General features: G+C 71.2%; 12 protein-coding genes. 4 read left to right on the top strand and 8 right to left on the bottom strand.

Annotated features, from left to right (window positions below; translation table 11 throughout):
- Positions 1–210 precede the first annotated feature (210 nt).
- Positions 211–792, bottom strand: a complete 582-nt coding sequence (locus ABD743_RS36065) for a class I SAM-dependent methyltransferase (RefSeq protein WP_344727835.1) — start codon at positions 790–792, stop codon at positions 211–213.
- A 54-nt stretch (positions 793–846) separates the two neighbouring features.
- Here ABD743_RS36065 and ABD743_RS36060 point away from each other — a divergent pair, with 54 nt between their 5' ends.
- Positions 847–2,220 carry a PLP-dependent cysteine synthase family protein gene (locus tag ABD743_RS36060; RefSeq protein WP_344727834.1) on the top strand — a complete coding sequence of 458 codons (1,374 nt, stop codon included), beginning with the start codon at positions 847–849 and terminating at the stop codon, positions 2,218–2,220.
- Between the two features lie 7 nt (positions 2,221–2,227).
- Positions 2,228–2,935, top strand: a complete 708-nt coding sequence (locus ABD743_RS36055) for a DsbA family oxidoreductase (RefSeq protein WP_344727833.1) — start codon at positions 2,228–2,230, stop codon at positions 2,933–2,935.
- A 72-nt stretch (positions 2,936–3,007) separates the two neighbouring features.
- Here ABD743_RS36055 and ilvD read toward each other — a convergent pair whose 3' ends face one another.
- The 7 genes from ilvD to ABD743_RS36020 form a co-directional block, all read right to left on the bottom strand.
- Positions 3,008–4,690 carry a dihydroxy-acid dehydratase gene (ilvD, locus tag ABD743_RS36050; protein ID WP_344727831.1) on the bottom strand — a complete coding sequence of 561 codons (1,683 nt, stop codon included), beginning with the start codon at positions 4,688–4,690 and terminating at the stop codon, positions 3,008–3,010.
- Positions 4,691–4,730: 40 nt separating this feature from the next.
- Entirely contained in the window at positions 4,731–6,080 is a 1,350-nt protein-coding gene (locus ABD743_RS36045) for an MFS transporter (RefSeq protein ID WP_344727830.1), read from the bottom strand.
- A gap of 90 nt (positions 6,081–6,170) precedes the next feature.
- Positions 6,171–7,025, bottom strand: coding sequence for an amidohydrolase family protein (locus ABD743_RS36040; protein WP_344727829.1), 855 nt, complete (start codon positions 7,023–7,025; stop codon positions 6,171–6,173).
- Positions 7,022–8,059: an Ldh family oxidoreductase gene (locus tag ABD743_RS36035; protein WP_344727827.1), complete on the bottom strand. Its 1,038-nt coding sequence runs from the start codon at positions 8,057–8,059 to the stop codon at positions 7,022–7,024. Before ABD743_RS36035 ends, ABD743_RS36040 begins: the two co-directional genes overlap by 4 nt.
- A complete protein-coding gene (locus ABD743_RS36030) occupies positions 8,059–8,844 on the bottom strand; it encodes an MBL fold metallo-hydrolase (RefSeq protein ID WP_344727826.1) in 786 nt (261 codons plus the stop codon). The genes ABD743_RS36035 and ABD743_RS36030 overlap by 1 nt, the downstream gene beginning before the upstream one ends.
- On the bottom strand, positions 8,841–10,205 hold the full coding sequence (locus ABD743_RS36025; protein WP_344727824.1) for an MFS transporter: 1,365 nt from the start codon (positions 10,203–10,205) through the stop codon (positions 8,841–8,843). Before ABD743_RS36025 ends, ABD743_RS36030 begins: the two co-directional genes overlap by 4 nt.
- Before the next feature lie 58 nt (positions 10,206–10,263).
- A complete protein-coding gene (locus tag ABD743_RS36020) occupies positions 10,264–11,337 on the bottom strand; it encodes an isocitrate/isopropylmalate dehydrogenase family protein (RefSeq protein WP_344727823.1) in 1,074 nt (357 codons plus the stop codon).
- 154 nt (positions 11,338–11,491) lie between these two features.
- On the opposite strand from ABD743_RS36020, the gene ABD743_RS36015 reads away from it, so the two are divergent.
- Together ABD743_RS36015 and ABD743_RS36010 are read left to right on the top strand one after the other, a co-directional pair.
- Positions 11,492–12,754, top strand: coding sequence for a citrate/2-methylcitrate synthase (locus tag ABD743_RS36015; protein ID WP_344727822.1), 1,263 nt, complete (start codon positions 11,492–11,494; stop codon positions 12,752–12,754).
- A gap of 36 nt (positions 12,755–12,790) precedes the next feature.
- Entirely contained in the window at positions 12,791–14,005 is a 1,215-nt protein-coding gene (locus ABD743_RS36010) for an NADP-dependent isocitrate dehydrogenase (RefSeq protein ID WP_344727820.1), read from the top strand.
- Positions 14,006–14,194: the final 189 nt, after the last annotated feature.

Here is a 14,194-nt window from a genome sequence, read left to right as displayed (position 1 = left end):
AGGGCTGCGTCGTGAGTTGTCACCACCGAGCGGCTCCCAGCCGAGCAGGTCGACCGCGTCGTTCAGCGGCTGCGCACCGTGTTGCGCGAGGAGCAGATCCTCACGTCCAAGACCGACCGCTACAACCGAACTGCTCGCCGAGGTCGACAGTGAACAACGGAGGTCGGCCTCCACCGCGATCAGACGCAGCGAGCGGGATGCGGACCGCGCTCAGCGGCGCCGGTGCACCGACACCGCGTAGTTCCCTCCCGCGTACGGCTCGCGGTCCCACGTCGCGAACCGCTGCTCCGGTTCCAGGTCCGCCGCGTCACACCAGCCGTCGTACTCGGCGAGCGTGGGCCAGCCGTCCTGGAGCTGGAAGCCCGCGACGAGCCGTCCGCCCGTCCGTAGGTGCTGGGCGCAAGCCCGCACCACGTCCGCATGGCCTCCGGCCGCGACGTACGGAATGACGTTGCCGGCCAGGGCGACCACGTCGAACCGCTCCGGTCGCGCCAGCTCCCCGAGGCCACTCGCCACCCATTCCAGGTCGGGCGCTTTGACCCGTGCGGCGGCAATCATGTCCTCGTCGACGTCCACGCCCAGTACCGCGATCCCGCGGCGCGCGAGCTCGATCCCGACGCGCCCCGTGCCGCAGCCCCCGTCCAGCACGGATGCCGGCTGGAAGGACGCGATCAGGTCTGCCTCGCCGTGCGGGTTCTCCCCGGCAGCGGCCATCCGTTGCCAGCGCTCGTCGTAGTGGTCGAGGTCGACCTGCTTACGCCATTGGTCCCAGTCCTCTGGAAGTTGGGTCACCTTTTCCACGCTACGACGGTCCCGGGCGTCCATTCGGAGGGACAATTGGCCATCGTGAGCGTTCACGAGTCCGTGCTCGACGCCGTCGGTGACACTCCTCTGTTCCGGCTCAACCGGATCACCGAGGGGCTCCCGGCCGCCGTCTACGTCAAGGTCGAGTTCGCCAACCCCGGCGGCAGCGTGAAGGACCGGGCCGCGCTGGCCATGATCCGGGAAGCCGAGCGGCTCGGTGATCTGCGGCCCGGGGGCGTGATCGTCGAGGGGTCCTCGGGCAATACCGGCGTCGGGCTCGCCATGGTGGCCGCCCAGCACGGCTACCGGACGATCGTCGTGGTTCCCGACACGATCGCGCGGGAGAAGGTGGCACTGCTGCGGGCGTACGGCGCGGAGGTCGTGCAGACCTCGGGCAGGGTGCCGCGCGATCACCCCGACCATGTCAACAACATGGCCCGGCGCATCGCCGAGGAGACGCCCGGCGGGTGGCACGCCAACCAGTACGACAACCCGGCCAACCCGCGGATCCACGAGTTGACCACCGGGCCGGAGATCTGGAAGCAGACCGGCGGGCGGGTCACGCACCTCGTTGCGGGCGTCGGCACCGGCGGCACGATCAGCGGCACCGGGCGCTACCTCAAGCAGCACGGGGTCACCGTGATCGGCGCTGACCCTGCCACGTCGGTGTATTCCGGCGGCGACGGTAGCCCGTACTTCGTGGAGAGCATCGGGCACTACCTGCACCCGGCCTCCCCGGTGGACGTGTGGCCGACCGCCTACGACCAGGGCGTGGTCGACAGGTTCGAGCGCATTCCCGACCGGGAGTCGCTGCTGGTGGCGCGCAGACTCGCGCGTGAGGAGGGGCTGCTCGTCGGCGGCTCGGCCGGCACGGCGGTGGCCGCGGCGCTGCGGGTGGCAGCGGCGCTGGGTCCCGAGGACGTGGTGGTGGCGATCCTGCCCGACTCCGGGCGCAGCTATCTCTCCAAGTACTTCGACGACGACTGGATGACACGCCTGGGGTTCCTCGACGCCCCGCAGGGTCCGTTCGTGCGCGACGTCGTGGCGCAGCGGGGCCTCGCGGTCGCGCATGCGGGGCATACGGTCGCTGCCGTCCTCGATGCGCATCCCGAGGGGCTCGTGGCCGTCGTCGTCGCGCGCGAGTCCGACGCGCCGACGCGCTCCGCGCCGGAGGTGCTCGGCGTGGTCGAGCCCGCCCACCTGCGCACACTCGTGGCTGCCGACCCCGCCCACGCCGGCGACGACGTGGCCACGCACGCTGGGCCCGCACCCGCCGCGGTCGGCGCCGGTGAGAACCTCGCGGACGCCAGGGCACGGCTCGACGGTGACGGTCCGGTGCTGGTGCTCGTCGACGGCCGGGCGATCACCCTGGTCCCGCGGGGGGTGTTGGAACAAGCGTCCGCCACGCCCGGTTGATCCCGGCATGAAGGTGGAGATCTGGTCGGACGTCGTCTGCCCGTGGTGTGCGATCGGGAAGCGCCGGTTCGAGAAGGCGCTCGCGCAGTTTGCGCACCGTGACGAGGTCGAGGTCACGTGGCGGAGCTTCGAGCTCGACCCGGGCGCGCCCCAGGAGCGCGAGGGTGACCTGGCCGAGCACCTGGCGTCCAAGTACGGCGTCTCGCGGGAGCAGGCCGACGGGATGCACCGCCAGATGACGGAGACCGCCGCGGCGGACGGCTGGGAGTTCCACTTCGAGCACGCCCGCGGCGGCAACACCTTCGACGCCCACCGGCTGATCCACCTCGGAGCGGAGCGCGGCGTCCAGGACGCCGTGAAGGAACGGCTGTTCCGCGCCTACCTCACGGAGGGCGAGCGCATCGGCGACCCCGAGACGCTGGTGCGGATCGGCGCCGAGGCCGGATTGGACGCCGACGAGGCCCGGGCGGTCCTCGCGTCCGACCGCTTCGCCGACGAGGTGCGCGCCGACGAGCGCCAGGCCCAGGCGTTCGGCATCAACGGGGTGCCGTTCTTCGTGATCGACCGCACGTACGGCGTGTCCGGCGCCCAGCCTGCCGAGACGCTGCTCGAAGTGCTGGACACGGCGTGGGCAAAGAGCCACCCGCGACAGGTACTGACCCCGGCTGGCGGGCCCGACGGCAGTGCCTGCACGGACGGCTCCTGCGCCGTCTAAGTAGACCCGCATGTTGGAGCCGTAGTGCTGTTCAGACGCGGCAAGTCACAGCATTACGGCTCCACGATGCGACTAGGTGCAGACGGCTCCCTGGGCTGCGGAGCCGACCAGCTTTGCGTATTTGCCCAGCACTCCCGTGCGCAGTGTCGGCTCGGGCGGTGACCATGCCTCGCGGCGACGGGCTAGTTCGGCGTCGTCCACCAGCAGGTCCAGGGTGCGCCGCTGCATGTCGAGCACGACCGTGTCGCCGTCCTGAACGAAGGCGATCGGGCCGCCGTCGGTGGCCTCCGGTGCCACGTGCCCGACGCAGAGCCCGGTGGTGGCGCCGGAGAACCGGCCGTCGGTGAGCAGCAGGACGTCCTTGCCCAGCCCGGCGCCCTTGATCGCGCCGGTGACGGCCAGCATCTCCCGCATGCCCGGACCCCCGCGCGGGCCTTCGTAGCGGATCACGACGACGTCGCCGGGCTGGAGCGTGCCGTCCTCGACGGCCGTCATCGCGCCCTGCTCTCCGTCGAACACCCGCGCCGTGCCCTCGAACCGCGACGAGTCGAAGCCCGCGCTCTTCACCACGGCCCCCTCCGGGGCGAGCGAGCCGCGCAGGATCGTGATGCCGCCGGTGGGGTGGATCGGGTTGTCGAGGGCCCGCAGGATGGTGCCGTCGAGGTCGGGCGGGTCGATCGCGGCGAGATTCTCCGCAAGCGTGGCGCCGGTGACCGTGAGCGCGTCGCCGTGCAGCAGCCCCGCCTCCAGCAGCGCCTTCATCACCACCGGCACGCCGCCGACCTGGTCGACCGTGGACATCACGTGCGCCCCGAACGGCTTGACGTCGGCCAGGTGGGGCACGCGGTCGCCGATGCGGTTGAAGTCGTCGAGCTCCAGCGGGACGCCCGCCTCGTGGGCGATCGCGAGCAGGTGCAGCACCGCGTTCGTCGAGCCGCCGAAGGCCATCACCACGGCGATCGCGTTCTCGAAGGCCTCACGGGTGAGGATCTGCCGGGCGGTGATGCCCTTCTCGATCATCGCGACGACGGCCTCACCCGACGCGCGCGCGATCCCGTCCCGCCGCCGGTCCACCGCGGGCGGGCTCGCCGACCCGGGCAGAGCCATGCCGAGCGCCTCGGCGGCCGACGCCATGGTGTTGGCCGTGTACATGCCGCCGCAGGCGCCCTCGCCGGGGCAGATCGCGCGCTCGATCGCGTCGACCTCCTCGCGGGAGATCAGGCCGCGGGCGCACGCACCGACCGCCTCGAACGCGTCGGCGATGTTGACCTCGCGGCCGTTCACGTAGCCGGGGAGGATCGAGCCCGCGTAGACGAACACCGCGGCGAGGTCGAGCCGCGCGGCCGCCATCAGCATCCCGGGCAGGCTCTTGTCGCACCCGGCGAGCAGCACCGTGCCGTCGAGCCGCTCGGCCTGCACGACCGTCTCGACGGAGTCGGCGATGATCTCGCGGCTCACGAGCGACCAGTGCATGCCGATGTGGCCCATCGAGATGCCGTCGGACACCGAGATCGTGCCGAACTCCATCGGGAAGCCGCCCGCCCGGTGCACACCCTCCTTCGACGCGACGCCGAGGCGCTGCAGGGAGAGGTTGCAGGGCGTGATCTCGTTCCAGCTCGAGGCGATGCCGATCTGCGGCTTGGAGAAGTCCTCGTCGCGCATACCGACGGCCCGCAGCATCCCGCGCGCGGCCGCGCGTTCGAGCCCCTGCGTGACATCGCGGCTGCGCGGCTGGAGATCGGGCGTCTGGGTCATCGGTTGGTCCTCCCGTGCGGTGGTGGTGGCCCTCCCGCCGTCATCCTCGCCCCACCGCCCTGCCGGTCGCACCGGCGGCCCCCTCGTTCGGCTCACGCCCGACCAGCAGGACGATCACTCCGGCCAGCACCATGAACGCGGCCACCACGAACATGCCCGCCCGGAAGCTCCCGGTGAGGTCCTGCAGCCAGCCGGTGAGGTACGGGCCGACGAAGCCGCTCAGGTTCCCGAACGAGTTGATCAGCGCGATCCCCGCCGCCGCCCCGACGCCGGTGAGGAACGCGCTCGGCAGCTGCCAGATCACGGGGATCGCCGAGTAGACGCCCACAGCGCACAGCGTCATCGCCGCCATCACGAGGTAGGGCGAGTCGAGGTACAGCGCCACCGCGACGCCCGCCGCCCCGAGGAACGCTGGCACAGCGACGTGCAACCGCCGCTCGCCAGTGTGGTCGGAGTGCCGGGCGTTCAGCACCATGACCACCGACGCGACGACGTACGGCACGGCCGTGATCAGCCCGATCTCGACGAGCGAGAACCGGACGCCGAACTGTTCCTGCAGGTCCGACACCACCTGCGGAAGGAAGAACGCGAGCACGTAGAGCCCGAACACGACCCCGAAGTAGATGACCGAGAGCGCGACGACCCGCCGGTCCCGCAGGCCGGCGAGCAGCCCCGTCTCCTGCGGCACCTGGGCGGCATCCTCGTCGGCGATCCGCCGCTCCAGTGCCTGCTGCTCCGTTCCGGAGAGCCAGCGGGCCCGCGTCGGGCGGTCCGGCAGCAGCACGAGGACCAGCACGCCCACGAGCAGCGCCGGGATGCCCTCGACGAAGAACATGAACCGCCACCCCGCGTCGAACCCGAGCGCCCCGTCACCGTTCTGGATGAGCAGCGTGGAGATCGGCGCCCCGAGCACCGACGACAGCGGCACCGCCAGGAAGAACAGCGCCACGACCTTCGCCCGCTGTGCCCGCGGGAACCAGTAGGTCAGGTACAGGATGATGCCCGGGAAGAAGCCGGCCTCGGCGATGCCGAGCAGGAATCGCACGATGTAGAAGCTGATCTCGCCCTGCACGAATGCCGTGGCGGAGGCGACCACGCCCCACGTGATCATGATTCGGGCGATCCAGATGCGAGCACCGACGCGGTGCAGGATGACGTTGCTGGGCACCTCGAAGAAGAAGTAGCCGATGAAGAACAGCCCGGCGCCGAGGCCGTACGCGGCCGCGGAGAGTCCGAGGTCGGGGTTCATCTTCAGCGCGGCGAACCCGACGTTCACGCGGTCCACGTAGTTCAGCAGGTAGCACAGGCCGAGGAACGGCAGCAGCCGCCACATGGCCTTGCGCACCGCCCCCTCGACCACCCGGTCCGTTGCGGCGTCCACCTCGGCCATTTCTCCCCCTCGAGCTCGCGAAGGTCAACTCCTACATCGGCCACCGGGAAACGACAACCGATGGGCGCGAGCGAGGCCCGAGCAGCGGCATCAGCCCGGGATCGAGCTCCCGTAGAGGCGCCCCGGGTTGTCGGCGAGCACGGCCTGCCAGGCCTGCTCGCCTGCGCACCAGCGCCACAGCCGGTCGAGAGCCGCCCGGTCGTCCACCTCACGGAAGGGTTCGACGGCGAGCGGATCCCGCCGGTCCCGCCCGTCGGTGTGCGGCCAGTCCGACGCCCACACCGTACGGTCGGGGGCGGCTGCCAGCAGGGCGCGCGCGACCGCGGCCGCCTCGGGGCCGTCTGCGTTGTCGGTGGCACGTTCGGGGGCGGACATCTTGATCCAGACGTGCGCCTCTTCCAGAAGCTCGCACATCGCGTCGAGCGCCCGGCCTGGTCCGGGGAGCAACCCGAGATGGTCGATGACGACCGGAACCGGCATCCCGGCGATGGTCCCGGCGGCCTCGAGCAGCGTCTCCGCGTCGGCGAACACCTGCACGTGCCACCCGAGCGCTGCGACGCGCTCACCGGCGGCGGGCAGCAGGTCGCTGATCGCTGGGCCGTTACCCCGGCTGTGCAGGTTGACCCGGACCCCACGCACGCCGGCCCGGTGCAGGGCGCCCAGCTCGGCATCCGTCGCGCCGGGGTCGGTCACCGCCACCCCGCGGGCGCGGGGCCCGAGCTGGGAGAGGGCATCGACCAGGCACGAGTTGTCCGACCCGTAGGGGCTGGGCTGGACCAGCACGACGTGCACGAAACCGAGGGCGTCCAGGTGGGTGCGCAGCTGTGTCACACCTGCCGGACCTGGTGTGTACGTGCGGTCGGCGGCCAGCGGGAAGCGGTCGAAAGGCCCGAAGACGTGGGTGTGGCAGTCGAAGGCACCCGACGGGGGCGCGGGCGCCGTCACGCCGATCCCGCCGCCATCTCACGCAGCGCGGCCACGTCCTCGCGCAACACCTCGACGCCCTCGCGCTGCTGCCGGCGGTAGGCCGCGAGCTCGGCCTCGCCGGGGAGCCGTACCGGCGTGGCCGGGTCGGACGGCGGTGTGTCGTGGAGGATTCCGGCGAAGTCCGACATCCGTGCGGCCAGGTCGGCGGAACCCATCAGGCGGGCGGTGTCGATGAGGATGAACACGTGCCCGAGGTCCTGGGCACGCCCCGGGTCGGCGCTCCAGGAGCTGACGTGGTCCAGGTACGCGGCACCGGACAGGAGCCCGGCGAACAGGTCGACCATCAGCGACAGCCCGTAGCCCTTGTACCCGCCGATCGGGAGCAGGAAGCCGTCGAGCGCGGCCGCGGGGTCGGTGGTCGGGGCGCCCTCGCGGTCGGTCGCCCACGTGGCCGGGATGCTCTCGCCGGCCTTGGCGGCCTGACGGATCTTGGCTCGGGCGACCACGCTCATGGCCATGTCCAGCAGGACGGGGTCGCCACCCGGCGCGGGGACGCCGATGCCGAGCGGGTTGTTGCCGACCCGCGCCTCGCGCCCGCCCGACGGGGCGATGGTCGTGGTGGCGTTGCTGGCGATGATCGCCGCGAAGCCCTGTTCCGTGGCCTGGAACAGGTACGGCATCACCGGCCCGAAGTGGTTGCTGTGCCGGGCGAAGGCCGCACCGATGCCGGCGTCGCGGGCCCCCTCGACAGCCGCCGCCAGAGCCCGCGCACCGACGAGCGGACCGATCCCGTTGCCCCCGTCGACCCGGGCGAGCGCAGGCGCGACGCGTTCCACGGTGACCGTTGCCGTGGGAGACAGTCCGCCGAGGCGCGCGCGGTCGACGTATTGCGGAATCCGCTGGACGCCGTGGGTGCGGATCCCGAACAGGTCGGCCAGTACCAGCACCTGCGCGATCTCACCGGCGTCTCCGGCCGGTACGCCGGACGCCCGGAGGGCGGCCTCGGCCAGCTCCCCGAGCTCGTCGACGGGCAGGATCGTGGTCTCGTTCATCAGGACTCCTCGGTACGGCTCAGGTCGACGTCGTGGGTGCTCTCGAGGTCGTCGCCGAACCACGCCTGGATCCCCGCCTGCCGAACTCCGGCGTACTGCGGGCCCTCGCTCCCCTCCGGCCAGGTCATGGGCACGTCGTGCCCCGGGACGACGACGGTGCCCGGGACCTCGCGCCACAGGCCGCGGATCATCGCGAGCGTGCGCTTGCTGGCGTCGCGGTCGAGCGTCATGTCGACGTCGCCGGACAACAGCTCGGCACGGTTCTTCGCGGCGTCGCCGGTGAACAGGACGGGACCGGCGGCGCCGCTCACCCGGAACACCAGGCTGCCCGGCGTGTGCCCAGGCGCGGCCACGGCGGTGATCCCCGGCAGGACCTCCGCACGTCCGTCCGGCCCTGGCTGGATCCGGTGGGTGCGCGGGTTCTCGGCCAGGTCGTTGGCGTACAGCTCGGGGAGCGGGATGAACGCGGCCCCGGTGGCCTGCGCCCAGGTCAGCTCGTCGGCGCCGATGTGCACCGCGGCCGCGGGAAACAGCAGGTAGTTCGCCGCATGGTCGTAGTGGGCGTGGCTGAGCAGCACGTCGGTCACGTCCGCCGGGTCGACGCCCTGCTCACGCAGGCGCCCCGCGAGCATCGGTCGCATCCCGAAGCTGCCCGAGTCGACCAGCACCAGCCGGTCCGTCCCGCGCAGGAGCGTGACACTGCTCCAGCCGAGCCCGCCGTGCCGGGTGCTGCGTCCGGGAAAACCCTGGACGATCTCGATGACCTCGAAGGTGTCGTTGTTCATGCCGTGTCCGCCATCCGCTGCGCCGCCGGACCACTGCGGCCCGGCCCGTCGAGTGTGTCGCGCGATGAGGGGTACCGGCGGTCGAACACCCGGCGGCCCACGATGGACCCGACGACGGTGACCAGCGCGAGCACCGCGAGGTACACGCCGAAGCCGTAGGGGCTGCCGGTGGTGTCGTTGAGCCAGACGCCGATGAACGGGCCGGTGCCGCCGAACAGGGACTGGGCGACGTTGTAGGCCAGCGCACCGGCCGTCACCCGGACCGCCGAGGGGAAGATCGCGCTCAGCGCGAGCAGCGCCGGCACCGCGAGCAGCCCCTTGCAGGCGCCGATGAGGAACCCACCGATGAGCCCTCCCGCGAGACCGTGGGCCGCCAGTGCCAGCACGGGCACCGCGGCGACGGCGACCACGACGCCGGCGATCGTGAGGGTGCGGCGGAGCCCGATCCGATCACAGACGACACCCATCACCAGGGTCGCGATGATCACCGCGATGTTGCTGAGGATCGTCGCGTTGTAGGCGTCGTCGGTGGAGAGCCCGTTGACGTCGATCAGGAAGGTGGTGAGGTAGGAGGTGATCGTGGTGCTGATCAGCGCGTAGCTGGCCGTACAGACCAGGAGCACCGTCATCGCGGGCCACTGCTGACGCAGGGTCGAGCGCACCGGCGACGCCTCGGACGCGGTCTCGCGGCGCACGCGGGCCAGCTCCTCGAACTCCGGCGTCTCCTCCACCCGGGACCGGAGGTAGAAGCCGAACGCGGCTAGCGGGACGGCGACGAAGAACAGGATCCGCCAGCCGTAGGCGTTATAGGCCTCTTTGCTCATCACGGCGGAGGCGACACGTGCGAGCACGGTGCCGGTCATGATGCCGACGAACGTGGTGGCCACGAGCTGGGCGACATTGCGGGCACGGTGTCCGAGCGGGCTGTGCTCGTAGACGAAGCTGATGGCGCTCGCGTACTCACCACCCGCGCCCATCGACTGGGCCATGCGGCAGATCACCAGCAGTACCGGGGCTATCAGCCCGATCTGGGCGAAGGTCGGGAGCACACCCATCGCCGCGGTGCCGCCGCACGTCACCAGGATCGTCAGCGACAGGGCCCGCTTACGCCCGAACTTGTCGCCGATGCGGCCGAACACGATCCCGCCGAACGGCCGCGCCAGATAACCGAGCGCGAAAACGGCGTAGGTGCTGAGCAGCCCCACCACGGCATCGCCCGGTGGGAAGAACTGCGTCGCGATGATCGTCGCGACCACTCCGTAGACGCCCCAGTCGTACCATTCCGCGAAGTTCCCGGCCGAAGCGGCGAGAATGATGCGACGTCTGCGGCGACCGGTGAACTCGAGCTCTGGGGAACTCATCGTCGAGTCGTCTCCTTCGGACAGGGAGCGGGCGGGGCGGACGGGAGAGCCACGCCCGTCAGGACGAAGCGGGCAGGTGTTCGACCACGGCGGCGGCGATCGCGCCCGGGCCGCCGAGAGCCGATCCGTCGGAACCGATACAGGCCTCCCCGGCGGCGAGAGCGGCGGTCACGGCCACGCGCACATCCGCAGCGGAACGCTGGTGACCGAGGTGGTCGAGCATCATCGCGGCGGCGAGGATCTGCCCGACCGGGTTCGCCAGACCCCGCCCGGCGATCGACGGGGCGCTTCCGTGAATGGGCTCGAAGTAGGCGGCGCCGTCACCGATGTTGCCCGACGCGCAGAGCGAGATCCCCCCGATGGTCGCCCCGCCCAGATCGCTGAGCACGTCGCCGAGGAGGTTCTCCATGACCAGCACATCGAACTCCTCCGGGCGCAGGACGAGCGCCTGAGCAGCGGCGTCCGCGTAGAGGTACTCGGTGGCGATCTCCGGGTATGCCGCGGCGACCTCGCCGAAGATCTCGCGGAACAGCGCATGGCTGCGCAGCACGTTGCTCTTGTCGACGCAGGTGACCCGTCGGACGCCGTCGGCCGGGGCGCCCGTGCGGGTGCGGGCGATCTCGAAGGCGCGCCGGCACACGCGCAGGGTTCCCTCGCGGGTGGTCATCGTGGTGTCGGCCACCGCCCACCTGTTGCCGACGCCCTTGCCCCTCGACGCGTAGAGACCCTCGGTGTTCTCGCGCACCAGTACGTAGTCGATGTGCCCGGCACGGGCCAGGACCGGATCGATGCCGGGGAGCGCGAGCACCGGCCGGACGTTGGCGTACGCGTCGAGCCCGCCGCGCAGGATGCCACCCAGCAGCCCCGCCTCTGTGCCGTCGGGCAGCCGCACGTCGGGGAGGCCGACCGGTCCCTTGAGCGTCGCCTCCACGCCGTTGCGCATGAGCTCGAGATCCTGTGGCGAGCAGGCGACACCGGTCCGGCGGTAGGCGTCCGCCCCCGCGTCCACCTCGGTGAGGGCGAACTCCAGCCCGGCCCGGTCCGCCACCGCGGTGAGCACGGTGAGAGCAGCCTCGACGAGCTCGGGGCCGATGCCGTCTCCGCGGATCACGGCGATCTCGTGCCGTGGCATTGAACCTCCACAATCAACACAATCAACATTGAGTAATGTTGGTGTGTCGACCGTAAGCACCTGCTCGTGCGGGTGTCAAACTCGGCCGTGTCGACGAAACGTGCATTCTGGTGTATTGATTAATCAACGTTCTGACCGACGAAGGAGGCCACCGTTGTCAACCTCCGCTGGTCCGCGCAGCGACGTCATCTCGATCGCCCAGGCGGCCGGCTTGCTGGGGGTCAAGCCGGCCACCGTGTACGCCTACATCAGCCGCGGCCAGCTCAGCAGCAGCCGCCTCCCCGACGACCGGCGCAGCTGGCTCTCGCGCACCGAGGTCGAGGAGTTCGCGCGGCGGCGCGGCGCCCGGCCGCTGGCGGCTCCGCTCCCGCTCGACCTTCGACTACCCGAGGCGGCGAGCACCGCGCCTGCGGAAACGTCCGTCGGCTGGATCGCCGACGACCGACTGCTCTTCCGCGGCCTCGACGCCACCGAGCTCGCGGTGTCCGTCCCGTACGCGGAGGTGGCCGAGCTGCTGTGGACCGGCGTCATCGCTCCCGGTCGTCTCCACCGCCTCGACGCCCGGCTGCGCCGCTCGATCCAGCGCACACAGGCGGCGATGCCCGGCTCGAGCCTCCCGCTGGACCGCCTGAAGGCGACCGCGATCCTGCTCGGGGCCGCCGACCCGTTCCGCTACGACCTGTCCCGCCCCGCGGTCCTCTCCGCGGCTCGCACTCTTGCCCCCGCGTTCGTCGAGTCGCTGCCCCTGCTCGCCACGACGGAGGCGCCCGACGACGGTGACGTCGACGGCTCCGACGACCTCGCCACCCGGCTGTGGTCCCGGCTCACCCCTGCCCGGCCCCGCGAGGCGCAGCTGGCACTGCTGTCGGCGGCGCTCGTGCTGCTCGCCGAGCACGGCCTCGGACCGTCCACTCGCGCGGCCCGCGAAGCCGCCGCCAGCGCGGCGGACCCGTACTCCGTGGTGCTCGCCGGGATGAGCGTGGCCAGCGGCCTGCTCCTGGGTGGCGGATCGTCGTTGGCGGTCCAGGCGTGGCTGGAGGAGATCGACACGGTGGCCGCGGTGTCCCGGGTGCTCGCCGACCGGTTGCTGCGCGGCGACAAGATCTCGGGCTTCGGCCAGCCCCGCTACCGCGTTCCCGACCCGCGGGCCGCGCTGCTGCTCGAACTGCTCGCGGCGAGCCAGGGCGACCCGGAACGCCAGCGCATCGTCACGGCCGTCGTCGCTGCGGTGCGTGAGCGGCGGGGCCTCGCACCCAACGCAGAGTTCGCGCTCGGGGCGATGTGCTTCGTGCACGGCATGCCACGGGGTGCGGGCGAAGCGGTCCTCGTGATCGCGCGCTGCGCCGGCTGGATCGCCCACGCCGTGGAGGAGTACGAGGCCACGCCGGGGCCACACGCTCCGCTCTCCCGCACCTGATCAGGACCGGCACGACACGAATAGGAAGGCTGCCGAATGGCGAAGATCACGGTCGACGGCACGGTCGTCGAGATCGATGGCGACGAGATGGCCCGGGTGATGTGGCACTGGATCAAGGACATGCTGATCCTCCCCCATCTCGCCCTCCAGATCGACTACCACGACCTGGCGATCAAGGAGCGGGACGCATCCGACGACCAGGTCACCGTGGCCGCGGCCGAGGCGATCAAGAAGCACGGTGTCGGCATCAAGTGCGCCACGATCACGCCGAACCAGGCGCGCGTGGAGGAGTTCGGCCTCAAGCAGTCGTGGCGCTCCCCCAACGGCACCATCCGCAACATCCTCGGCGGGGTGATCTTCCGCGAGCCCATCGTCGTCCCCGCCGTTCCGCGGCTCGTGCCGGGCTGGACGAAGCCGATCATCGTCGGGCGGCACGCCTTCGGCGACCAGTACCGCGCCACGGACTTCCGCTTCCCGGGACCGGGCAGGCTCACCGTCACCTTCACCCCGGAGGACGGCTCCGCGCCGATCGAGCACGAGGTCTACCAGGCCCCTGGCGCCGGTGTGGCGCTCGCGATGTACAACCTCGACTCGTCGATCCGCGACTTCGCACGCGCTTCCCTGAACGTCGGGCTGGGCCGCGGCTACCCGGTGTACCTCTCCACCAAGAACACGGTCCTCGAGCGCTACGACGGCCGCTTCAAGGACCTGTTCGACGAGGTCTTCGACACCGAGTTCAAGGACCGCTTCGCCGCCGCGGGCATCACCTACGAGCACCGCCTGATCGACGACATGGTCGCCTCGGCCCTGAAATGGGAGGGCGGCTACGTCTGGGCGTGCAAGAACTACGACGGCGACGTCCAGTCCGACATCGTGGCGCAGGGCTTCGGCTCCCCCGGCCTGATGGCGTCGATCCTGGTCTCGCCCGACGGGCGCACCGTCGAGACCGAGGCCGCCCATGGCACCGTCACCCGCCACTACCGCCGCTACCAGCAGGGCGAACAGGTCTCGACGAACCCGATCGCGTCGATCTACGCCTGGACCCGCGGCCTCGCGCACCGCGGAGAACTGGACGGCAACGCCGCGCTGATCGGCTTCGCCGAGACGCTCGAGCGCGTGGTCATCGACACCGTGCAGGCCGGGCACATGACTCAGGACCTCGCACGACTGATCGGCGAGAGCACACCGCACCGGACCACGGAGGAGTTCCTGGCCACGGTGGCGGACAACCTCCGGAGCACACTGGCCTGAACGGCACACCGCACCCGCGACGAACGGCCCCGCCGATCCGGACCAACGCGCCGTTGGTGCGATCCACGAGCAAGCCTGCGATGCGGACGGGACCCGGGCCCTGCTGGACGAACGGCCCGCCCATCCAGACCTGATATGTAGCCGTGGTTGTCAAGTGGGCAGGGTGGAGCGGTGCCCACTTGACCACCA

It is taken from the genome of Pseudonocardia yunnanensis, from assembly GCF_039534065.1.
In the GTDB taxonomy this organism is placed as follows: Bacteria; Actinomycetota; Actinomycetes; order Mycobacteriales; family Pseudonocardiaceae; genus Pseudonocardia; species Pseudonocardia yunnanensis.
The sequence above is the reverse complement of the archived record's forward strand: the minus strand, read 5'-3'. Positions and strand labels throughout refer to the sequence as shown.